General features: G+C 65.0%; 20 protein-coding genes. 15 read left to right on the forward strand and 5 right to left on the reverse strand.

Features of this window, described 5'->3' with window-relative positions:
* Positions 1-27 precede the first annotated feature (27 nt).
* The 4 genes from ACIQ3B_RS03175 to efp all read right to left on the reverse strand — a co-directional run bounded on the left by ACIQ3B_RS03175 (position 28) and on the right by efp (position 4,406).
* On the reverse strand, positions 28-294 hold the full coding sequence (locus ACIQ3B_RS03175; RefSeq protein ID WP_397399869.1) for a type II toxin-antitoxin system RelE/ParE family toxin: 267 nt from the start codon (positions 292-294) through the stop codon (positions 28-30).
* Positions 282-461: an antitoxin gene (locus ACIQ3B_RS03180; protein ID WP_397399870.1), complete on the reverse strand. Its 180-nt coding sequence runs from the start codon at positions 459-461 to the stop codon at positions 282-284. The genes ACIQ3B_RS03175 and ACIQ3B_RS03180 overlap by 13 nt, the downstream gene beginning before the upstream one ends.
* An 88-nt stretch (positions 462-549) precedes the next feature.
* Entirely contained in the window at positions 550-3,729 is a 3,180-nt protein-coding gene (locus ACIQ3B_RS03185) for a S41 family peptidase (RefSeq protein ID WP_397399871.1), read from the reverse strand.
* 107 nt (positions 3,730-3,836) lie between these two features.
* Positions 3,837-4,406, reverse strand: coding sequence for an elongation factor P (efp, locus tag ACIQ3B_RS03190; protein WP_397399872.1), 570 nt, complete (start codon positions 4,404-4,406; stop codon positions 3,837-3,839).
* Positions 4,407-4,527: 121 nt separating this feature from the next.
* Between efp and epmA the strand changes: the two genes are divergently transcribed.
* From epmA to ACIQ3B_RS03210, 4 genes are all read left to right on the forward strand, one after another.
* Positions 4,528-5,544: an EF-P lysine aminoacylase EpmA gene (gene epmA / locus ACIQ3B_RS03195; RefSeq protein ID WP_397399873.1), complete on the forward strand. Its 1,017-nt coding sequence runs from the start codon at positions 4,528-4,530 to the stop codon at positions 5,542-5,544.
* Positions 5,545-5,605: 61 nt separating this feature from the next.
* Positions 5,606-6,631: a lysine-2,3-aminomutase-like protein gene (locus tag ACIQ3B_RS03200; RefSeq protein ID WP_397399874.1), complete on the forward strand. Its 1,026-nt coding sequence runs from the start codon at positions 5,606-5,608 to the stop codon at positions 6,629-6,631.
* 202 nt (positions 6,632-6,833) lie between these two features.
* The gene (locus ACIQ3B_RS03205) at positions 6,834-8,324 is read left to right on the forward strand and encodes a murein L,D-transpeptidase (protein WP_397399875.1); all 1,491 of its coding nucleotides are present in this window, start codon (positions 6,834-6,836) and stop codon (positions 8,322-8,324) included.
* A gap of 9 nt (positions 8,325-8,333) precedes the next feature.
* Positions 8,334-8,609 carry a hypothetical protein gene (locus ACIQ3B_RS03210; protein ID WP_397399876.1) on the forward strand — a complete coding sequence of 92 codons (276 nt, stop codon included), beginning with the start codon at positions 8,334-8,336 and terminating at the stop codon, positions 8,607-8,609.
* An 8-nt stretch (positions 8,610-8,617) separates the two neighbouring features.
* On the opposite strand, the gene ACIQ3B_RS03215 is transcribed toward ACIQ3B_RS03210, so the two are convergent.
* Positions 8,618-9,172 carry a YcbK family protein gene (locus ACIQ3B_RS03215; RefSeq protein ID WP_397399877.1) on the reverse strand — a complete coding sequence of 185 codons (555 nt, stop codon included), beginning with the start codon at positions 9,170-9,172 and terminating at the stop codon, positions 8,618-8,620.
* 187 nt (positions 9,173-9,359) lie between these two features.
* On the opposite strand from ACIQ3B_RS03215, the gene ettA reads away from it, so the two are divergent.
* The 11 genes from ettA to ACIQ3B_RS03270 all read left to right on the forward strand — a co-directional run bounded on the left by ettA (position 9,360) and on the right by ACIQ3B_RS03270 (position 22,922).
* The gene (gene ettA / locus ACIQ3B_RS03220; RefSeq protein WP_397399878.1) at positions 9,360-11,027 is read left to right on the forward strand and encodes an energy-dependent translational throttle protein EttA; all 1,668 of its coding nucleotides are present in this window, start codon (positions 9,360-9,362) and stop codon (positions 11,025-11,027) included.
* Positions 11,028-11,252: 225 nt separating this feature from the next.
* Complete coding sequence (locus ACIQ3B_RS03225) at positions 11,253-12,650, forward strand: calcium-binding protein (protein WP_397399879.1); 1,398 nt, start codon at positions 11,253-11,255, stop codon at positions 12,648-12,650.
* Between the two features lie 74 nt (positions 12,651-12,724).
* On the forward strand, positions 12,725-13,921 hold the full coding sequence (locus tag ACIQ3B_RS03230) for a calcium-binding protein (protein WP_397399880.1): 1,197 nt from the start codon (positions 12,725-12,727) through the stop codon (positions 13,919-13,921).
* Positions 13,922-14,054: 133 nt separating this feature from the next.
* Entirely contained in the window at positions 14,055-15,026 is a 972-nt protein-coding gene (locus ACIQ3B_RS03235) for an ArsR/SmtB family transcription factor (protein ID WP_397399881.1), read from the forward strand.
* Complete coding sequence (metF, locus tag ACIQ3B_RS03240) at positions 15,023-15,952, forward strand: methylenetetrahydrofolate reductase [NAD(P)H] (protein ID WP_397399882.1); 930 nt, start codon at positions 15,023-15,025, stop codon at positions 15,950-15,952. The genes ACIQ3B_RS03235 and metF overlap by 4 nt, the downstream gene beginning before the upstream one ends.
* A complete protein-coding gene (locus tag ACIQ3B_RS03245; protein WP_397399883.1) occupies positions 15,949-17,010 on the forward strand; it encodes a homocysteine S-methyltransferase family protein in 1,062 nt (353 codons plus the stop codon). The genes metF and ACIQ3B_RS03245 overlap by 4 nt, the downstream gene beginning before the upstream one ends.
* On the forward strand, positions 17,010-17,567 hold the full coding sequence (locus ACIQ3B_RS03250) for a pyridoxamine 5'-phosphate oxidase family protein (protein WP_397399884.1): 558 nt from the start codon (positions 17,010-17,012) through the stop codon (positions 17,565-17,567). Before ACIQ3B_RS03245 ends, ACIQ3B_RS03250 begins: the two co-directional genes overlap by 1 nt.
* Positions 17,568-17,687: 120 nt before the next feature.
* Positions 17,688-20,399 carry a methionine synthase gene (metH, locus tag ACIQ3B_RS03255; RefSeq protein ID WP_397399885.1) on the forward strand — a complete coding sequence of 904 codons (2,712 nt, stop codon included), beginning with the start codon at positions 17,688-17,690 and terminating at the stop codon, positions 20,397-20,399.
* A 77-nt stretch (positions 20,400-20,476) separates the two neighbouring features.
* Positions 20,477-20,806 carry a hypothetical protein gene (locus ACIQ3B_RS03260; RefSeq protein WP_397399886.1) on the forward strand — a complete coding sequence of 110 codons (330 nt, stop codon included), beginning with the start codon at positions 20,477-20,479 and terminating at the stop codon, positions 20,804-20,806.
* Positions 20,807-21,267: 461 nt separating this feature from the next.
* The gene (locus tag ACIQ3B_RS03265; RefSeq protein ID WP_397399887.1) at positions 21,268-22,275 is read left to right on the forward strand and encodes a hypothetical protein; all 1,008 of its coding nucleotides are present in this window, start codon (positions 21,268-21,270) and stop codon (positions 22,273-22,275) included.
* Positions 22,242-22,922, forward strand: a complete 681-nt coding sequence (locus ACIQ3B_RS03270; protein ID WP_397399888.1) for an NADAR family protein — start codon at positions 22,242-22,244, stop codon at positions 22,920-22,922. The genes ACIQ3B_RS03265 and ACIQ3B_RS03270 overlap by 34 nt, the downstream gene beginning before the upstream one ends.
* The last annotated feature ends 2 nt before the right edge of the window (positions 22,923-22,924 follow it).

Here is a 22,924-nt window from a genome sequence, read left to right on the forward strand (position 1 = left end):
CTGCCGGGCGACGCGCCGTTCGATCCGCTACCGCAGCCTCGCCCCATGTCGAATCCGCACGATTTGCACGACATCTAACCTGACCCGATACCGGATCAGATAGGGCGACACTGTCGCCAGTTCTCGCAACTCGCCTACAGGTCGACCTCGCTCAGGATGCTCGGCGAGGCTATCGCCCGCGAGTTTCAGCCGTTGGGCCATGCGTTGCGCCGCCAGCGGACGAAACTGGTGGATGTGCCCCTGGATCGCGGCCAGATCGGCCAGCGCGCGGAAGGACCAGACTACCTGAACCACGACGCGGGCGGCGGCGCTTCGTCGGGCGTACCCCAGGTGTCGAGCCAGCGCGCGACCTCATCGTGGGGGACCACGCGTCCGGCTTCGATGTCGGCCAGGCCCTCGGCGTCGGCTGCCGCCTCGGCCTCATGGTCGACGTCTTCGAAGAGGTTGGGTTCGGGCTTCACAACGGTGCTTTTATCATGTCCCGGCCCAGCGCGGAACCGGGCCTGATGGATCGGACAAGCACCACTGGTGGAGCGCAAACCCGGCGCATCATCTCGGTCCCAACCCCTTCAGCAACTCGGCTACCGCAGCGTCGAGCTGGGCGTCGCGGGGGTCTCCAAGGGCGCGCTCGACGGGGATGTCGACCGGGCGGGGATTGCGTTCCATGTTCCTGCCGCCGGCGTCGTCGACGCGGATGAAGGGGACGCGGAAGACCGAGCCGTCGATCAGGTTGACCTCGCTGGTGTAGATCAGCCAGCCGGCGGTGGGGGTTCCGACGACCTTTCCGAGACCCAGCCCGCGATAGCCCTCCACGAAATTCTCGGCGTCTGACAGGGTGTATTCGTTGGTGACGACGACCGTGGGCCGGTCCAGGGCGCGTTGGCCCAGGTTCTGGCGGCTGGGCAGGCCGAACAGGCCGCGCGGGGTCATGGTCAGGAAATTCCGGCGCGTGAAGACGTCCAGGATCTGGCCATTCAGAAAGCCGCCCTGATTGTTGCGAAGGTCGATGACCACACCCTCGCGGCCCTGGTTCTGCGCGTCGAGGTCGATGTTTAGCTGGGTCACGCTGGCGGCGCTCATGCCGGCAATGTGGACATAGCCCAGCCGGCCGCCGCTGGCGGCCTCGACATAGGCGCGGCGATCACGCGTCCACTGGCGATAGAGGAGGCCGGACGCCGTGCCGAGGGTCACCGGGCGCAGAACCGCTTCGCGCCGCGCTCCGGAGGCAGACAAGAGGGTCAGGGCCGTGCGTTTGCCGATCCGGTCCAGCAGGTAGCTGTTCAGATTGGCGCCGTCGCTGAGGGGGCGCCCATCCACGGCCAGCAGCCGGTCTCCGACCCGGATCGACCCCTCGATGTCGGCAGGGCCCAGGGCCACGATCTCGCGGACCGTCAGGCCCTGGCCAGTTTCATGGGCCTGCCTGTCGAACCGCAGGCCGAGGTCGCCCACGCGGGAAGCTGGTGCGGCACCGAAGCCTTCGGTTGGCCGGCTTACCCCCACATGGGACGAGTCCAGTTCGCCGACCATCAGGTTGATCACCCGCCGCAGTTCGTCGGGGGTCCGCGCGCCCTGGGCGAAGGGTTCAAACCGTGACCTTAGCGCCGCCCAGTCCCGGCCATGGAAGCCGGGGTCGTAGAAGTCGCGGTTGAGCGTCGACCAGGCCTGGTCGAAGATCACCTGTTTCTCGGCGTCGAAACGGACCGTCATCTCCGCATTGACGTCGATGGTCCGGGGCTTGGGGCTATCGACCGTGGTGACGCTGAGGCGCCCGCCGTCGAGGTAGTAGATCTGCTTCGAGCCGGGATCGAAAACGTAGCCGTCCTTGGACCGCCGCCCGCCGGTGAGTTGCTCCGGCGCCGGTGGATCGCGGGCTAGCTCGTCCAGGCTGTAGGCGAACAGGTTACGGTTGGACCGGTAGACCAGGGTCTTCCCATCCGGACTGATCACGGGCGTATCGACCGATGCGCCCAGCGGAAGGAAGCCCGCGCGTTCTCTCAGACCCTCGAAGGCGATCCGGATCGGCTCGACTCTGGATTTTTCGCCCTCTGTTTTCGGCGTGGGCTGGCTGACAAGGATGGTGCGAGAGGCGACCATGGCGGTCGGCGGCGGCGCAGGCGCTGTGGGAAGGCCCTTGAACAGGTCGCGGAAGGTGTCTTCCCGGTATCTGGGCGTGTTGGGCAGCAGATCTATGCGGACGATGCCGCTGTCCTCATTGCGCTGGCCCGTGTCGAACAGGATGAAGCGGCCGTCCGGCGACCAGGCGATGGTGTCGCTGGTGGTCCCGTTGGCCAGGAAGCTGATGGGTCGGGCCTCACCGCCGCCGGCGGGCGCCACCCAGATGTTGCGGAAGGCCCTGCGGTCGGTCACCGCGAAGGCCAGCCATTTTGAGTCCGGAGACCAGGTGGGACGCGATCCCTGCCGTCGACCCAGGGCGCCCTTGAAAACCAGTGTCCCGGCCCGTGGCGGGTCGCCGCCGCCAAGGCTGATCACGCGCAACTCATCACGGCCGCGCACATAGGCCAGCGACTTGCCATCCGGCGCATAGACGGGCGCCCAGTCATAGCCGGCGGCGTCGGTCAGGAACCGCTCCGTGCCAGTGGCGAAGTCATACTCGACGATCCGGCTGCCCAGGCCGCGTTCCGAGACATAGGCCAGCCGCCGGCTATCAGGCGACCAGACCGGGCTGGACTCGGGTCCGGGGGTGTCGGTGACCCGCTGGGCCGCGCCGCCGTCCCGAGTGGAGGCGGCAAACACCTCACCGCGGGTGATCAGGGCCACTTTCCGGCCGTCCGGCGAGAGGGCCAGGGCCTGGAAGCTGGTCTCGTTCAGGCGCCGCTCGCCGGCGGCGGCGGGGGCGCCGCGGAGCGCCACCGGGACTTTTGCGACGGCGCCTGTGGCCATATCCAGCCGCCAGATCTCGAACTCGCGCTCGAAGACGATGGCGCGTCCTTCCAGGCTGATCGACGGAAACAGCACGCGGCCGTCCGTGAAGGTGGTGATGGCCCGGGGGCGGGCGCCGGGTTCGAGCCCGAGGCGCCAGAGATTTTCGACGCCACCTTCGTCGCTCATGAAGAACAGCGTCTGGCCGTCGGCGCTCCACATCGGCCAGAGCCGTTTGGATGATGCGCCCAGCAGCCTGCGATAGGCGCCGGTCTCGCTGACGGGCTTCAGCCAGAGCTCGGCCTCATCGATGTGGGCGTGACCATTGCGCCACCATTCGCCGCCGGAACGGCCCTTGGCCATCAGGGCCAGGGTTGCGCCATCCGGCGAGGGGGCAGCGTTGAATTCGTTGAGATAGCGCTCGCGGCTGATCTCCAGCGGCGTGCCTCCCGTGGCCGCGACCCGGAAGATGTCGCTCTGGGCGGCGATGTCGTTGGCGGCCGAGGTGAAGTAGATCCACTTGCCGTCCCGCGACCAGGCGTCGAGCCGTTCACTGGCGTCAGAGGTGGTCAGCCGCCGGATCTGACCCGTGGCCAGGGCCATCACATAGATGTTGGTCGCGCCGTTGCGGTTGGACGTGAAGGCCAACCCGCGCCCGTCCGGCGAGAACAACGGGCGGCCCTCGGTGGCCGGATCGGTGATCAGCAGGCCCGCCGTGCCGCCAGTTGCCGGCACAGTCCAGATGTCGCCGCCGGAGACGAAGGCAATCTCCGCGCCATCCGGCGAGAGCGAGGGCTCGGCCAGCGTCGGGCGCGGGGCGGCGAACGCCGGCGCGGCGAGCAGGGTCACGGCAGCCAGGACGAGGAGTCCACAGCGAAGGAAGCTGGTAGCGGTCTTTGACGTCACGCCGACCAGACTAGGGCCAGGCTTGGCCAAGCGCCAGAGCAGCGGCGGCCTTAGTCCTTGGCGCGTTCCTGGTAGGAGCCGTCTTCCGTGAGGATCACCACCCGCGTGCCCGCCGCGATATAGGGCGGCACCATGATGCGGGCGCCGTTGGCCAGGATCGCGGGCTTGTAGGAGGACGAGGCGGTCTGGTTCTTTACCGCCGGCTCGGTCTCGACGATTTCCACCGTCACCAGGCGTGGCAGTTCCAGGGCGATGGGTGTGCCTTCATGGGTGGAGAGCACCACGGTCATGCCGTCCTGAAGCCAGGGCGCCGCGTCTCCCACCACATCCGGCGGAACCACGACCTGATCGTAGTTTTCCGGGTTCATGAAGTGATAGCCTTCGCCATCATTGTAGAGAAAGTTGTAGTTGCGGTCGTCGACGAAGGCGCGCTCGACCTGCTCGGTCGTCCGCCACCGCTCCGACACCTTCACGCCGTCAGAGATGCGCCGCATGCTGAGCTGGGTGACGGGCGTGCCCTTGCCCGGGTGGATGTTTTCGGCGGTCAGAACGACGTAGAGCTTGCCCTCCATGTCGACGACGGAGCCCTTGCGCAGCGAGCTTGCGATGACTTTGACCATGGGTCCTCAGAGTCTGGGGCGGGGCCGGCGGACAAGGCCGCGCGATTCCGCTGATGAAATTCTTGTGGCGCCCCTATAGCGACTGGAGCCGAAATCGCCAGCCCCCAGCCGAGCCGCAACCTTGTCCGACATCGCTGAAAGTCCCTGGTGGTCGCCGGAGCGTCGCGCGGACCGCCTGCCGTTCCTGGAAGCACGGGGCCGGATCACCCGGGCGGTGCGGGGCTGGTTCGACGGGCGGGGCTTTGCCGAGGTGGAGACCGCAGCGCTCCAGATCTCGCCGGGCAACGAAGCCCATCTGCATGCATTCGCCACCGAGGCGCTGACCACGGCGGGAGAGAGGCGGGCGATGTTTCTACACACCTCGCCGGAGTTTGCCTGCAAGAAGCTGTTGGCCTCGGGTGAGCGCGAAATCTTCACCCTGGCGAAGGTGTGGCGCAACCGCGAGCGCGGGCCGCTGCATCACCCCGAATTCACGATGCTGGAGTGGTACCGGTCGGGCGCGGCCTATGAGGTGCTGATGGAGGATTGCGCCACGCTGCTGGCTGTGGCGGCCGAGGCGGCGGGGACAGGGCGGTTGAGGTGGCGCGAACGTGAGGCGGATCCTTTCGCCGAACCGGAGCGGCTGACCGTGGCGCAGGCGTTTGAACGGCATGCCGGGGTGAATTTGTTCGGTGAGGATCTGGCCGCGCAGGCGCGCATCCGGGGCATCCGGGTGGCGACGGACGACACCTGGGCCGACGTGTTCAGCCGGATCATGGTGGAAAAGGTCGAACCGAATCTTGGCCAGGGCCGGGCGACGATCCTTTGCGAGTATCCGCTGTCCGAGGCGGCGCTGGCCCGGCCCAAGCCCGGCGACCCACGGGTGGCGGAGCGGTTCGAGCTCTATGCCTGCGGGGTGGAGCTGGCCAACTGCTTCGGGGAGCTGACGGACGCTGTCGAGCAGCGCGCCCGGTTCGAGATCGAGATGGCCGAGAAGGCCCGGCTCTACGGCGAGCGCTATCCCATCGATGAGGACTTCCTGGCCGCGCTGGCGATCATGCCGCCGGCCAGCGGCGGGGCGATGGGTTTTGACCGGCTGGTGATGCTGGCCGCCGGCGCGCAGCGGATTGAGCAGGTGCTGTGGACTCCTGTGGCTTGAGGCGGCGCTGCAGGCACAGGGTGATGGACGCGGTGCGCCATCCGGCATATCTGCGCGCCGCATGACCACGCGCACTCTCAGGACCGTCGAGGATCTGGCCGCACACGGCATAGTGAGCGATTCGAACCTGCCCGAACTGACGCAGGTCGCGGCGCGCTACGCCGTGGCGATTACGCCGGCGATGGCCAGCCTGATCGAGCCGGACGACGGTCCCATGCGTCGCCAGTTCGTGCCCACGGCGGCGGAAGTCATCCAGACGCGGGAAGAGCGTGCAGACCCCATCGGCGATGACGCGCACAGCCCGGTCGAGGGGATCGTGCACCGCTATCCCGACCGGGTGCTGCTGAAGGCCAACCACGCCTGCGCGGTCTATTGCCGGTTCTGCTTCCGCAGGGAGATGGTCGGGCCGGACGGGATCCGACCCTTGTCCGCCGCACAACTGGACGCGGCCATGGCCTACATCGCGGGACGCCCGGAAATCTGGGAGGTGATCATCACAGGCGGAGACCCGCTTATCCTCTCACCCCGGCGGCTGCGCGACCTTGGGCAGCGGTTGGCCGCGATCGCGCACGTCAGGATCGTGCGGTTTCACACCCGCGTGCCGGCGGTCGATCCAGAGAACATCACAGGCGAACTGGTCGCCGCGCTGAAGTCGTCGGGCAAGACCACCTGGGTCGGGCTTCACGCCAATCATCCGGATGAGCTGACCCCGGCGGCGGCGGCCGCCTGCGCGCGCATTGTCGACGCGGGAATTCCCATGGTCAGCCAGACCGTGTTGCTCAAGGGCGTGAACGACAATCCGGCGACGCTCGAGGCCCTGATGCGGCGGTTTGTCGAGCTGAGGATCAAGCCCTACTACCTGCATCATCCCGACCTCGCGCCAGGCACCGGGCACTTCCGGACCACCTTCGAGGCGGGTCAGGCGTTGATGCGAGATCTGAACGGGCGGGTCTCGGGCCTGTGCCAGCCGACCTATATCCTGGACATTCCCGGAGGCCACGGAAAGGCGCCGGTCGGCCCCTGCTACCTGGGCCCCGAAGGGGTGACAGATCCTAAGGGGCGGACCCACAGGTATCCGCCTGCCTGACGGGCGTGCTGTGGCGGGAATGCTACGCTCCCGGGTCTATGGTGTGTGACCATATCGACACTGTCAGCGGGTAAGCTCAGATAGATATGGATCCGCGAGTCGTCGGCGTGCGTAGAGCCATATTGCGAGGCGTTGCGTCGCCGGGTTTTGTCGAGGAGGGCCGGGAAACATCATGGGTGGGCGTGGGTTGGCAGGCGAACGCGTGGCGCGCGGTCTTGCCCTGGCCGCACTGGCGCATCTGGTGGTTCTCAGCCCTGCGGTCGCGCAGCCCGTAACGCCGCCCGCAGCGGCTCCAGCTGCACAGGCGGTCGTCCCGCCGCCGCCGCCGCCGCCCGTTGTCATTCCCGACCTGACGCCTGCCCAGGCGCAGACCGCGATCCGTGTGCTGCAGGCGGCTGATCTCCACGGGCTTCAGCCCAAGGCCTATTTGCCGGACGGCGTCTCCGGCGCACTCTCGCCAGCCCAGCAAAGCGCGCTGACCGAGGGGTTGCTGGACTATGCGCGGGACGTCCGGATCGGGCGTATGGCGCCGGAAGATTTCCCGGATGTCTGGGCCGTCCGCCCGGCCGCCTACGATCCCACCGCCGACCTGGCCCAGGCGCTGGGCGAGGATCGCCTGCAGGCCTGGTTCGACAGCCTGCCGCCGCGCTACTCGGGCTATGCAGCGCTGAAACGTGGCCTGGCGCGCTATCGCGACATCGCTGTCTCCGGGGGCTGGCAGACCTTGCCGGCCGGCAAGCCGATGGGGCTCGGATCCACCGACCCCCGTGTTGCCGCGTTGCGGGTGCGGCTGGCGACCGAGGACCCGCAAGCACCGGCCGTGGGCGCCGCCGTCTTCGACAAACCCCTGCAGGACGCTGTGCAACGGGCGCAGCGCCGGTTTGGCCTGAAGCCCGATGGCGTCGTCGGGCGCGACCTGCTGTCTCACCTGAACCAGCCGGTCGGCCAACGGGTGCTGCAGATCATCGCCAATATGGAACGCTGGCGCTGGATGCCATCGACCATGCCCGCCACCCGGGTGCAGGTGAACGCGGGCGCCGCGGTGGTCACCCTGTTCCGCGACGACAGGCCGGTAATGTCCATGAAGGCGGTTTCGGGCCGCCCGGGTGACGAGACGCCAATGCTGGCCTCGTCGATCCACAGCGTGGTGATCAATCCGCCGTGGAACGTGCCCTACAGCATCGCGGATCGGGAGCTCTGGCCCAAGGAAAAGGCCAGTCCCGGCTATCTGGCGCGCAACGGCTACCGGATCATCGACGTTCCCGGCGGCAAGCCGCGTCTGCAGCAGGCGTCCGGCGACGAGAGCGCGCTGGGACGGTTCAAGTTCGACTTCGACAACCCCTTCGCTGTCTATCTGCACGACACACCGGCCAAGGGCGGCTTTGACCTGTTCGCGCGTCAGGCCAGCCACGGTTGCGTGCGGCTTGAAAAGCCCCGTGCGCTGGCCGAGGCCCTGCTTGAGGGAAACTCGACCTGGACGCCGGACGCCATCGACACCCAGTTGCTGGGCGACAAGACGGTGCGCGCGCGTCTGACGGCGCAGGTGCCGGTGTTTATCTTCTATTGGACCACCTTTGCGGGGGCCGACGGCCAGATGCACTTCCGGACCGATCCCTACAATTGGGACCGTGACCTGTTGCAGCGTGTAGGCGTGCTGTCCGCGCCGGCAAAGCCGCCCCCGGCCAAGGCGTAGGAGGCCGAGATGCTGAAAACCGTACTCTGGATCGCATCGGCCTGCGCGGCGGTGTTGCTGGCGCTGGCGGTAAGTCGCTGGTTGCAGTTCGATGCGCCCGCTGAGCCCAGGCCCGCGCCCCAGATCATCGAAGAACCGGCCGCACCGCCGGTGGTTGCACCTCCACCCCCGCCGCCGGTTGAGGCTGCGCCGGTCAGGACGCCGGAAGAGGTCCAGATCGAGGAAGACGCCGCCGCCACGGGCATGACGACGGTAGAGCCGGAGCCTTCGCCGCCCTCAAACTGATCAGTGAGCTAAGATCCTCTCCACTGGCGGACCCGGCCTGTGTCCACGTGGACGAAGTTTGAGCGAGGATAGTAGCCGACGCCGCCGGCGGCTAGATCGAGTGCGGCATTGCGCAGGTTTGACAGCTCCACGCCTTCAATCCGCAGGTCGATCGCCTTGCCCAGCACATGCTGGCTGTTTTCGGCCACGCCGTTGCTGCGGCGGTTCAGCATGGCGTTGGTCTTTGGCGAGCGATAGCCGGAGATCACCTGGAAGGGACGGGGGCTTTCCAGCCTGTCCCGGATGGCGTGCAGGGCATCGAACAGCGTGGGGTCGATGAAGCGCTCGTCTCCGGTACGCCAGTCGCGCATGACCCGGGTCGCCTCTGCCAGGGCGTCGAGCAGATAGCTGCCGTTGGCGTAGTAGACTTCGTTGAAGGCTTCGCCGGTGTGCAGGTTGTCCAGGATCGCGCGGCGCGGTTCCCAGATGTCCAGTTGCCGGGCCCAGGCGGGCGCGGCGATGGCGGTGAGGCCGAGCGCGGCCCCGAAGGTCAGAACGTCTCTTCGGCGGACGAGGTTGGGCATTGAGCCTCCGGGCCGTCTTCGGGAGCCCGCAAAATGGCGTCGCAATCCTTAACGTCAACCCCACAAGACCATGAGTGCGGCAACACGCCGCTGTTGCTTCTTTTCGCGCCTTGCGTTGCGCCGGCGGCCTCGCGCCGCTATCTGCTCGGCCGAACTCAAGCACATTCGAGAGCGAGCCGGACGCCCCATGGCGCAGCAATACATTTTCCAGATGCAGGGCCTGACCAAGGCCTATCCCGGCGGCAAGAAGGTGTTCGAGAACATCTGGCTGTCGTTCTACTCCGACGCCAAGATCGGCGTGGTCGGCGTTAACGGCTCGGGCAAGTCGACCCTGCTCAAGATCATGGCCGGGATCGACAAGGAGTTTAACGGCGAGGCCAAGGCCGCTGACGGCGTCAAGATGGGCTACCTGGAGCAGGAGCCGCACCTGGACGAGAGCCTGGATGTCTGGGGCAACGTCATCAGCTGGTGCGAAGAGAAGAAGATCTTCGACCGCTACAACGCCATCGCCGCCGAGCTGGGCGAGAATTACACCGACGAACTCATGGAGGAGATGACTGCCCTCCAGGAGAAAATCGACGCGGGCGACCTCTGGGATATCGATTCCAAGATCGAGATGGCCACCGACGCGCTGCGGTGCCCGCCCAACGAGTGGAAGGTCGACAAGCTGTCCGGCGGGGAAAAGCGCCGGATCGCGCTCGCCCGCCTGTTGCTGTCAAAGCCCGACATGCTGCTGCTGGACGAGCCCACCAACCACCTTGACGCGGAAAGCGTGGCCTGGCTGCAGCACCATCTGGAAGCCTTCCCGGGCTGCGTGATCCTGGTCACCCACGACCGCTACTTCCTGGATCAGGTGACCAAGTGGACGCTCGAACTCGATCGGGGAAAGGGCATCCCCTACGAGGGCAACTACTCCGGCTGGCTGGAACAGAAGACCAAGCGTGTCGTGCAGGAGCAGTCCGAAAGCGTCGCCCGCCAGCGCGCCATGACCCGCGAACTGGAGTGGGTACGCTCGGGCGCCAAGGCGCGCCAGGCCAAGTCCAAGGCGCGTCTGGCGGCCTATGACGAGATGGTCCGCGAACAGGAAAACAGCCGCGAGGCCCAGACCACCGCCACCATCCAGATCCCGCCGGGCCCGCGCCTGGGCAACCTGGTGCTGGAGGCCAAGGGGCTGTCAAAGTCCTATGGCGACAAGGTGCTGTTCGAGGATCTGAGCTTCACCCTGCCGCCCAACGGTATCGTCGGCGTGATCGGCCCGAACGGCGCCGGCAAGTCGACCCTGTTCAAGATCATCACCGGCCAGGAACAGCCTGACGGTGGCACCTTCCGCGTGGGCGAGACGGTGAAGTTGGCCTATGTCGATCAGAGCCGCGACGCGCTGGATCCATCGAAGACGGTCTGGCAGGAGGTTTCCCAGGGCCTCGACGTACTGGCGGTGGGCAAGCGCGAGATCAACACCCGCTCCTACGTGGGTTCGTTCAATTTCCGGGGCGGCGACCAGCAGAAGAAGGTTGGGCTGCTGTCGGGCGGTGAGCGAAACCGCGTCCACCTGGCCAAGACCCTGACCACCGGCGGTAACGTCATCCTCCTCGATGAGCCCACCAACGATCTGGACATCGAGACCCTGCAGAATCTCGAGGAGGCCCTGGAGGAGTTCGCAGGCTGCGCGGTGGTGATCAGCCACGACCGCTGGTTCCTCGACCGACTGGCCACCCACATCCTGGCCTTCGAAGGTGACAGCCACGTGGAATGGTTCGAAGGCAACTTCGAAGCCTATGAGGAAGACAAGAAGCGCAGGCTGGGGGCGGATAGTTTGATCCCGCACCGGATCAAGTTCCACAAGTTTACGCGGTAAGGGTTGAAGGGGCAGGTTCGGCCGCGCCTCACCGAACCTGTCAGGCTTTCGCTAAGCATGTGCGTTCAGCATGTTTTCCGAGTTTTCGGATCTACTGCTCGTGAAAGCCGATGCGGCGTACGGGGCGGTTTGCGTCGTGTGCGCTGTGCCCGGCTGGCGAGGATGAGCGGCTGACGCAGGATGGCGTCGGCCTTCGGCCCGTTGTTACTGTCGCTTGAGGGGCCCATGCCGGACTTCACGTTTGAAATGATCACGCCTGAGCAGGCGACGGCCTTTTCCGGCGCGGACACCTTTGCATTCACCAGCCAGTTCGCAACCTTCACCAATATCTCGGTGGTTCAGAGCGGCGCCAACCTGACCTTCGGGTTCCTGGGGCGCGAGGTGACGCTGGGGGCCGGGTTTACCGCTCAGGTTCGGCAGGTCCCGATCGTCAACGGCTCCACCTACGTCACGGGCACGGCGGCGTCGGAGACCTTCAACGGGGCGTCCTCGCGGTCCGAGGCGTTCTACGCCGGCGCCGGCAATGATACCCTGATCGCGGGCGCTGGAGACCGGTTGGCGGGTGGCGACGGCGTCGATCTGTTCGTCATCCCCCACGGTGTTACGGGCGCCGCCATTGTGGACTTCAAGGCGGGCGAGAAGATCGCGATCGCCGGTGTGGCGCCGACGCTGCTGGACTACATCGAGGAGACGATCTTCGACATCGGCACCGCCACCAATCTGGCGACCAGCCGGATCACTTCGGGCGCGGCCAATTTCGTGCTGGTGAAGATCTCTGACACCGCCATCGCTGTGTTTGTTGACAGCCTGAACGACAACCGGCTCGGTGCGCGGTTCACGCTGGAAAACGTAAGCCTGGCGGACGTCGACCACCTGACCTTCATCGCCGCGCCAGCGGGGCTACTGCCGTCCACATCGCCGCGGGACATCCAAGGGACCACCGGGTCCGACGCCCTGGTCGGTGGGGTGAACACCGATACGATCCAGGGCCTTGGCGGCCGGGACACGATCAACGGCGGGGCAGGTGACGATGTCATCTTCGCGCTGGGTGCGCCCGGCAACACCGCATCCGGCGGCACAGGCCAGACCTATCTGCGCGGCGAAGACGGTAACGACTCCATCACTGGCGCGGCGGGATTCGACGACATCAACGGCAACATGGGCAACGACACCTGCGTCGGCGGGGATGGCGCGGACTATGTGCTTGGCGGCAAGGACAACGACAGCCTCTCCGGCCTGGGCGACGCGGATCTCGTCTATGGCAACCTCGGCAATGACACCTGCGACGGCGGCGACGGAGACGATATTCTGCGTGGCGGTCAGGACAATGACGTCGTGAGCGGCGGTCGGGGCGCGGATTTCGTTTCGGGCGACAAGGGCTCCGACACCATGAGCGGCGGAGCCGGAGCCGATATCTTCCATACCTTTGGCGACGCGGGCATCGACCGGGTGACTGACTTCAGCCTGGCGGAGGGCGACCGCGTGCAGGTGGACCCGGGCACACAGTACGTGGTCAGCCAGGTGGGCGCCGACACGGTCATCAACATGACGGGCGGCGGCCAGATGATCCTCGTGGGCGTAACCATGACGACGTTGACGGGTTCGTGGATCTTTGGAGCCTGAGCCGGGATTTTCGCTCTGGATTGACCCAGCGCGCCTCTGCCGTCAGCCTCCTGCCTGAATGCTGAGGAGCTTCGATGCCTGTCATCAATGGAACGAGTGCAGCTGACACGCTGACGGGCGGGGCCGAGCCCGACACCATAACGGGCGGGCTAGGAGCTGATTCCATGACCGGCGGGGCCGGTTTTGATCTCTATGTGATCGGGTCGAGCGACAGTTCGGCGGCGAGCGCACTAGGCAACAAGCCGGAACTGCTGGATGCGATCTCGGGCTGGAGCCCGGCTGACCGACTACTGTTCAGCGGGGCCAACGCCCTGGCGTTCGGCAATTTTCGCAGCACCAGAGCCGACGACTATGATCAGGCCTACACGATCGCTCAGGACCTATATCTCTCGGTGGGCGCCGAGTACGTGGTCGTGCAACTGAACACAGATGTGATCGTCTTCGCGCCTCGCACCGGCCAGGCTGTGCGTTTGGTGAATACAAACCGGGCCGACATCCAGTCCTTCAACATCACCACGGGCACGCTGGGGTCGGCGCCCTCGGGCCTGCAGGAGTTAGGGTCACCGGGGAACGATCTGCGGACACTGGCCGATGGGGCGGACAGTTATTCCGCAGGCGGCGGCGATGATACCGTCAATGGTGGGTCAGGCAACGATACCCTGGCCGGGGTCGAGGGCGACGACCAGATCTTCGGCGGCGCCGCCAATGATGCGATCAGCGGCGGCGACGGGCGCAACTATCTGCGCGGCGATGATGGCGCCGACACCATCAACGGCGGGTCCGGTTTCGACGACATCAACGGCAATACGGGCAACGACTTCATCTTCGGCGGTGCGGGTACGGACTGGGCCGTCGGCGGCAAGGACGATGACACGGTGTTCGGCGAGGCTGGCGACGACATCGTCTACGGTAACCTCGGCAATGACACGCTCGGCGGCGGCACCGGCAATGATCTGGTGCGCGGCGGACAGGGCGACGACGTCGTGCGCGGCGATGACGGCAATGACATCATCGCCGGCGATCGCGGCTCGGACACGCTGAGCGGCGGGCTGGGCGCCGACACCTTCATCTCGTTTGCCGAGACGGGGACTGATCGGGTGACGGACTTCAACGTCTCGGAGGGCGATCGGGTGCGGCTTGATCCCGGCACCATTTACACGCTCGGCCAGGTTGGCGCCGACACCGTGATCGACATGGGTGCGGGAAATCAGATGATCCTGCAGAACGTGCAATTGGCGAGCTTGCCCAACGGCTGGATCACCGTCGGCTGACCGGCGCGCTCCAGGCAGACGCAGGATTCAACGCTTCTTAGCCAGTCGGCGTTAGGTTTGGGCGTCGAACGGGATCAGGCGCGTGCGCCCAACCCTTGACGAAATATTCATATAAAGATATCTTTATGTCACGATGAAGCTGGCATCTGGACAGATCGTGGAGGTGCTGCGGGCGGCGGGTGAATCCTCCCGATTGCGCATCCTTGCGCTGCTGGCGCGGGAAGAGCTTGCGGTGCTCGAGCTTTGTCGTGTCCTGGACCAGAGCCAGCCGCGCGTCTCGCGTCACCTGAAGCTTCTGGCCGAGGCGGGGCTGGTTGAGCGGTTCCCGGATGGCGCGTGGGTGTTCTATCGGTTGGCGGGCTCGGGACGCCCGCGGGCGATGATCGATCAGGTTCTGTTGCATCTGGACCCGCAGGACGCGGTGCTGGCGAGAGACCAGGGCCGGCTCGACGTTGTCCAGGGCGAGCGCGCGGCCGCCGCGCAAAGCTATTTCGCCGAGCACGCGACGCACTGGGATGAAATCAGATCCCTCTACGTGTCTGACTCCGCTGTCGAAGATGTCATTCTTTGCGCGTCGGGTGAACGACGAATCCGGCGGTTGGTTGATCTGGGTTCCGGCACGGGCCGGATGCTGACGCTGCTGGGGCCTCGCGCCGCCCAGTCCCTGGGCCTCGACCTTTCGCAGCAGATGCTGAACATCGCCCGTCGCAATACCTCGGAAGCGGGGCTGGCCAATGTGGAACTGCGCCACGGCGACGTCCTGGATACCCGCCTGCCGGATGCGACCGCGGATCTGGTCGTCGTGCATCAGGTCCTGCACTATCTGGGCGATCCTGCGGCTGCAGTCCGGGAAGCCGGGCGGCTTGTGGCGCCGGATGGCCGGCTGATCATCGTCGACTTTGCACCGCACGCTCACGAGTTCCTGCGGGAACAGCATCAGCACCGCAGGCTTGGGTTCTCCGATGAGGAAATGGCCCGTTGGCTGACAGAGGCCGGCTTGCCACACCGCGCGCTTGCCGATCTGCCGCCGGACAAGCCGGATGGCCTCACCGTCAAAATCTGGGCCGCAGCCCGTTTGCCCCTGGAACAAAGGATCGCCGCATGACCCCTCCCACGGCTCTGGGACCTGTCGCGCGCGCAGGGGCCGGCGGGGGACCACGCCCGAACATCTCGTTCGAATTCTCGCCGCCCAAGGGCCCGAAGTCGGAGGAGGCGCTCTGGGAGGCGATCCGGCGGCTTGAACCGCTCAATCCCTCGTTTGTCTCCGTGACCTATGGCGCTGGCGGTTCGACGCGGGAACGCACCCATCGCACGGTGGTTCGGATGCTGAAGGAAACCACCCTGCGTCCGGCCGCCCACCTGACCTGTGTCGAGGCCTCGCGCGCCGAGGTCGACGAGGTGGTGCGTGACTACTGGGCGGCGGGCATCCGCCATATCGTGGCCTTGCGTGGTGACCCGCCGGGATCGCTTGGCGGCGCCTATGTCCCGCGCGCAGACGGCTATCAGAACGCCACGGAACTGACCGCCGGCATCCGCGAGATCGCGCCCTTCGAAGTCAGTGTCGGGGTCTATCCACAGATCCACCCGGAGAGTCCTTCGGTGGATCACGACGTCGAGGTGCTGAAAGCCAAGGTTGATGCCGGTGCGACCCGGGCGATTTCCAACTTCTTCTTCGATATCGACGGCTACCTTCGATTCATTGAGCGCATCCGCAAGGCCGGGGTCACGATCCCGATCCTGCCGGGAATCATGCCGGTCTCCAGTTACTCAGGTCTGGCCAACATGTCGCAAAGGATCGGGGTGAGCCTGCCGGACTGGCTGGCCAATCTGTTCGAGGGTCTGGACGAGGATCCCGAGACCCGCAAACTGGTCGCCGCTTCCGTCGCCGCCGAAATGTGTGCGCGACTGGCCGAGGAAGGCTTCTCGGACTTCCATTTTTACACCCTGAACCGCGCCGACCTGACCTATGCGATCTGCCGGGTGCTGGGCGTGCGCGAGACCCCCCTCGAACCCAAGGAAGCCGCAGCATGAACCGCCAGGACCGTATCAAGGCTCTGAAGGCCGCCGCGAAAGAGCGCGTGCTGATCCTCGACGGCTCCTGGGGCGTGATGTTCCAGAAACGCGGTCTGACCGAGGCCGACTATCGCGGCGACCGTTTCCTGGACCATCCGGGCCAGATGAAGGGCAACAACGACATCCTCTGCCTGACTCGTCCGGATATCGTGGCGGACCTGCACGACCAGTACTACGCGGCCGGCGCTGACATCTCCGAGACCAATACGTTTTCCTCCACCTCGATCGGCCAGGGCGAGTACGCTCAGGAGGCAGCCGTCCGCGACATCAACCTGGCCGCCGCCCGGATCGCGCGCGAGGTCGCCGACCGCTGGACGGCAAAGGAACCGGACAAGCCGCGCTTCGTCGCCGGCTCCATCGGCCCGCTGCCGGTGATGCTGTCGATGAGCTCCGACGTGAACGACCCCGGCGCGCGCAAGGTGACCTTCGACCAGGTCTATGCGGCCTATCGCGAGCAGGTGCTGGCGCTGCACGATGGGGGAGTGGACCTCTATCTGGTAGAGACCATCACCGATACGCTGAACTGCAAGGCCGCGCTGAAGGCGATCCTGGATCTGGAGGACGAGGGCTATGAGCCTCTGCCGATCTGGATTTCCGGCACCATCACCGACCGCTCGGGCCGTACGCTGTCGGGCCAAACGGTCGAGGCGTTCTGGAACTCGGTGCGTCATGCCAAACCGTTCGCCATTGGCCTGAACTGCGCCCTGGGCGCTGACCTGATGCGGCCGCACATCGCCGAGCTGTCGCGGATCGCCGACACCCTGGTCTCGGCCTATCCCAACGCGGGCCTGCCCAACGCCATGGGCGAGTACGACGAAAGCCCTGACCAGACCGGCCATCAGCTGCACGACTGGGCGAAGGACGGGATCGTCAATATCCTTGGCGGCTGCTGCGGCACCACGCCGGACCATATCCGCCACGTGGCCGACGAGGTCCGGGGCATGAAGCCGAGGCCTGTCCCGGAGCGTCCGACGGCCATGCGGCTGGCGGGTCTGGAACCTTTCGAGCTGGCCTGATGAGCAATACCTACGATCGCCTAGACGAAAAGCTTGTCGCCTTCATTCGCGCGCAGAAAATGTTCTTCGTCGCGACAGCGCCCCTCTCTGGCGAAGGCTCGGTCAACGTCTCGCCCAAGGGCTATGACAGCCTCGTGGTGATCGATGAGCAAACCGTGGCCTGGCTGGATCTCGGTGGGTCCGGGGCGGAGACGCTCGCGCATGTACGCGAGAACGGGCGCATCACCCTGATGTTCTGCGCCTTTGAGGGCCCGGCAAACATCCTTCGTCTTTACGGACAGGGCCGGGCAGTTGCGTTCGGAGACCCCGGATTTGCCGAGCTCAAGGCCCTGTTCCCGACGTTCGACCGGGCGCGGGCCATTGTCGTGATCACTGTCACCCGCATTTCCGACAGCTGCGGCTGGGGCGTCCCCATCTACGACTACAAGGGTGAGCGCGAACAGCTACGCCGCCATGTCGACCATCGGCCCTTCGACGAATGGGCCGAACGTCGGTACGAGGCCAATGCCGTCTCGATCGATGGTCTGCCGGCCCTCGTGCGGCCGGGAGCTGATTGACCTTGTATTTCATCATGTCATCCCGGTTTCGCGGAACGCGAAGACCGGGACCCATAAACGCCGACGTCACCGGAAACGCACCGCCCGAACGAGTTCACCTCTCCCTTCACCTCTGAGCAAATGGGTCCCGGTTCTACGGCGCTGTGCGCCTTGACCGGGATGACAGGTCTTCAAAGAATGCGCCCCACCTTCGTAAACGTCGGCGAACGGACCAATGTCACCGGTTCGGCCAAATTCCGGAAACTGATCGCCGACGGGGACTATCCCGAGGCGCTCAGCGTGGCGCGTCAGCAGGTCGACGCCGGGGCCCAGATCATCGACGTGAACATGGACGAGGGTCTGCTGGACTCCGTCCACGCCATGAAGACGTTCCTCAACCTGATCGCCGCCGAGCCGGATATCGCCCGGGTGCCGGTGATGATCGACTCATCCAAATGGGAGGTGATCGAGGCGGGTCTGAAGTGCGTCCAGGGCAAGACCATCGTCAACTCGATCTCCATGAAGGAGGGCGAGGCGAAGTTCATTGAACAGGCGCGGGCCTGCCTGCGCTACGGCGCCGCCGTGGTGGTGATGGCGTTTGACGAGGTCGGACAGGCTGATACCGCCGATCGCAAGGTCGAGATCTGTGAGCGGGCCTACAGGATTCTGACCGGGCAGGTGGGCTTCCCGCCGGAAGACATCATTTTCGATCCCAACATCTTCGCCGTCGCCACGGGGATCGACGAGCACAACAACTATGCCGTGGATTTCATTGAAGCGACGCGCCGGATCAAGGCGTCCTGCCCGCACGCCCGCATCTCCGGCGGTGTTTCCAATGTCAGCTTCAGTTTCCGGGGTAACGAGCCGGTGCGGCGCGCGATCCACGGCGTATTCCTGTACCACGCCATCGCCGCCGGCATGGACATGGGCATCGTCAACGCCGGCGACCTGCCGGTCTATGACAATATCCCCGAGGAGCTGAAGGTCGCTGTCGAGGATGTGATCCTCAACCGCCCGCAGCGTGACCCCAAACTCTCCAACACCGAGCGGCTGGTAGAACTGGCCCCGAAGTACAAGGGCGGCAAATCCGAGGCCAAGGGTCCGGATCTGGCCTGGCGTGAAGGCGACGTCGGACAACGGATCACGCATGCCCTGGTCCATGGCATCACCGAGTTCATCGAGGTCGACACCGAGGAATCGCGGCTGGCGTCGGAACGCCCGCTGCACGTGATCGAAGGCCCGCTGATGACGGGCATGAACGTGGTCGGCGACCTGTTCGGCGCGGGCAAGATGTTCCTGCCCCAGGTGGTGAAGTCGGCGCGGGTCATGAAGCAGGCCGTGGCCTGGCTGGAGCCATTTATGGAGGCCGAGAAGGCCGGCAAGCCCCGCGAACAGGCGGGCCGCATCCTGATGGCCACCGTCAAGGGCGACGTCCACGACATCGGCAAGAACATCGTGGGCGTGGTCCTGCAGTGCAACAACTACGAGGTCATTGACCTCGGCGTCATGGTGCCGTTGGACCGCATCCTGGACGAGGCCAAGGCGCATAACGTAGACATTGTGGGGCTGTCAGGCCTGATCACCCCGTCGCTGGATGAGATGACCTATGTGGCCGCCGAGATGGAACGGCGCGGCATGACCATCCCGCTGCTGATCGGCGGGGCGACGACCTCGAAAACCCACACAGCTGTGAAGATCGCGCCTAAGTACCCCTCCGGCTCCACCACCTATGTGCTGGACGCCAGCCGCGCGGTAGGCGTGGTCTCCAACCTGCTGTCGCCCACCGAAAAGACGAAATTTCTGGCGGCCACGGCCGATGACTACGAGAAGGTCCGCGCCCAGTTCGAACGCGGGCAAGGGACCCGCGCGCGCGCCACCCTGGCTGAAGCCCGCGCCAACGCCTTCAAACCTGACTGGACCGGTTATACCCCTCCGAAGCCCAGCTTCCTGGGCACACGCACCTTCGCGCCTTACGACCTGCCGGAACTGCGCCGCCACATCGACTGGACGCCGTTCTTCGCCAGCTGGGAGCTGATCGGCAGATATCCGCAAATCCTGGAGGACGAGGTGGTGGGCGCCGCCGCCACCGACCTGTTCGCCGATGCCCAGCGTATGCTGGACCGCATCCTGCAGGAGGGTCTGATCGAGGCCCGCGGCGTGGTCGGCTTCTGGCCGGCCCAGGCCGACGGCGACGACATCGTGCTCTACGCTGACGAGACCCGCACGACTGAGCGCGCGCGCCTGCACACCCTGCGCCAGCAGATGGTCAAGACCGGCGAGGGCCAGGCCAATGTGGCGCTGTCCGACTTCGTGGCCCCGATCATCGGCGGCCCTGCCGACTATGTGGGCGGCTTCGCCGTCACAGCAGGTCACGGCGAGCTGGAGCTGGCCAAACACTTCAAGGACGCTGGCGACGACTATTCCGCCATCCTGGCCACGGCCCTGGCCGACCGGCTGGCCGAAGCCTTCGCCGAGGCGCTGCACCGCAAGGTGCGCACCGAGCTGTGGGGCTATGCCTCCGACGAGCCTTTCGACCTTACCCGGCTGCTCGAGGAAAAATACCGCGGCATCCGCCCTGCCCCCGGCTATCCCGCCCAGCCCGACCACACGGAAAAGGCCACGCTGTTCGACCTGCTGGACGCCCCGGTCGCCGCTGGTATGGCGCTCACCGAAAGCTTCGCCATGACCCCGCCCGCAGCGGTCTCCGGGATCTACTTCTCCCATCCCGACAGCCACTACTTCGGCGTGGGCCGGATCGAGAAGGACCAGGTTGAGGACTATGCGCGGCGGAAGGGCTGGACGGTGGCCGAGGCTGAACGCTGGCTGGCGCCGATCCTCAGCTACGGGGTGTAGAGGGATTGCACTGTCGAGCAGACGCGCGCCCGACGCTGCGGCTGGCCCTGCTGAGCCAGCCGCGCTAACCCACTCCCATGACCAAGCACAAACAGAACCCGGAGTTTGCGATCACGGTCGACGGCGAACCCTATGTCTGGCGGATCCAGCGCCAGCCCCAGTGGTCCAGCGACGCGGCCACCTGGCGCGGCATGGCGATCGCCGTGCGGCATGTCGAAGGCCAGCGTGAGGCTGTGGTGGAGTTTCCGCCGGGCCGACAACCCAAGTTCGGCGCGCCGCACCTGCAGCCCGCGCAAATCGCGCCCGAACTGGTGGCCCGGGCGATCACGTCGGCCATTTCGGCGGGATGGGAGCCCCTTTCCCGCGGCAAGACCGTGCCGATCATGGTGGACGAGACCGGCGGCTGACGCACCGGGCTGACCTCCGAAGATTTCTGTGCGCCACAACCGTGAAGGACTCGCCAGATCCTGAATGTTCTTTTTTTGTTCCGACCCCCTGTCGGCGCAACTCATGGTCAAGATCAACTATCGCGGCATCACCGATCCAAGGGCGGCGTTTGAGGCCCTGCGGCCCTTTCGCCGGGCGCTGCTGGATCCTCGATGCGGTCGACAAAGCCCTGACGACCGCGCCTATCACTTCACCCTTGAGCCGGATTTCTATGCCCAGAACAGATCCAGGTCCACGCGGCCCGGCGCCCGCTCGCCACAGAGGCGATGCGGAACCCAGGTGGCCTTCAGCCCGTTGGAGAGGGAAAACTTCAGCTCAGCCATGGACAGATCAGGATCTGTCCAGCCGGACCGCGTACAGGGCAATCCTGTCCTCTGTTCGACGGTCGTCAAATATCGACAAGTGGTGTCAGCAGGCCCATATGGCGTTCGACAGGCGGGCAAATCTGGAAGCTATGGTTATGAAGGAAACCAGCGAACGCATCGCGAGCCTCATCGCGAACTACCGCGAAGGCGAAGTACCGGCACCGGATGCCGCGCATGTCCAGCGCTGGATTGATCAGTTTCCTAGCGCGGTCCGAGAACCGCTGCTGGCTGAAGTCGCCCATATCCTTGAAAAGACCTATATCAGGAAGAGCACGGTCAAGCGATTCCTGAAAGGTGTCATTTCCCACCAAGATTTCGTTGGCAACGATCCCACGTCGTTTTGGCGTGGAGTGCAGTTCTTAAAGTTGCAACAGGTAGGAAATAGTCAACGCGAAATGTTATCGCTTCTAGACGTTGCTTTGAAAGAAACCTACGACTTATCGATTGATGATTGCGGCGCGGACCCACATTCCTTCGTGTATGTTGATGATGCGGTGTTTTCGGGCGGCCGGGTCAAGTCGGACATCCAACGGTGGATCGAGACCGAGGCACCTAATCAAGCGAAAGTCGCAGTTGTCGTGATGGCGATCCATTCGCTTGGCGAGTACTTTGCTGGTGGCGACATAAAAAGAGCGGCTGCAGCCAAGGACAAAGTGATCGCCGTCGAATGGCGGCGTTCGATGACGATCGAAGATCGAAAGTACTACATGTCGACGTCAGATGTGCTGCGCCCGGAATCGATTCCGGTTGAGGCCCAAGCTTATGTTGCTTCCTTGGGCGCCGAGCCGGTCCTCCGCACGGGCAGCAACAAGGGCTCCCTTGGTTTGTTTTCATCAGCCGAATCTCGTACGTTGGTTGAACAGGAGTTCCTCAAGGCGGGTGTTCAGGTGAGGGAGCGCTGCAAGAATTTGCCCGCGCAGATGCGCCCACTCGGTTCGACTCTAATGAAGACCACTGGCTTCGGATCTATGTTCGTCACGTATCGGAACTGTGCGAACAACACTCCGCTCGTTCTTTGGGCTGGAGATCCGTGGTATCCATTGTTTCCTCGCAGGACGAATTGAAAATGAGCGAGGCAGAGATTCGGCGGTACCGGCGCGACGAGGTGATTGCTTTTCGAAAGACAGGTGACGCCTTCGGCGGGCTGTCGAATATGGCTCCTGGCTTTCCTATCTTCATGCTTGGCCAGCGCATTCGAACGGCTGAAGCGCTCTATCAATCCTGTCGGTTCCCGCACCTCCCTCAGGTCCAGCGCATGATCCTGAATGAGACCAGTCCGATGACGGCGAAGATGCGTTCGAAGCCGTATCGGGACAAGTCGCGTCCCGATTGGAACGAGGTTCGCGTACCGGTCATGAAATGGTGCCTTCGCGCCAAGTTGGCGGCCAACTGGAGGAACTTTTCCGAGCTTCTCCTTGAGTCAGGTGATCGCCCTATTGTGGAAGATTCGCGCAAAGACGATTTCTGGGGTGCCAAGTCGACAGCGGAGGGCTGGCTAGAAGGCCGCAACGTTCTTGGTCGATTGCTTATGGAGTTGCGCGAAAAGCTCAAAGTGGATCCAGCCTCCCTTCATTCAGTCAGGCCTTTGCCGATCATCGATTTCGTAGTCCTCTCGCAACCAATCGGCACAATCGAGATGCGCGAGTCAGTCGAACAAGTGCATCATCGCACTGATTATCGTAAGCCAGCATATCAAGCCGGTTTAATATAGCT

Source organism: Phenylobacterium sp. (assembly GCF_044358365.1).
Lineage (GTDB): Bacteria > Pseudomonadota > Alphaproteobacteria > Caulobacterales > Caulobacteraceae > Phenylobacterium.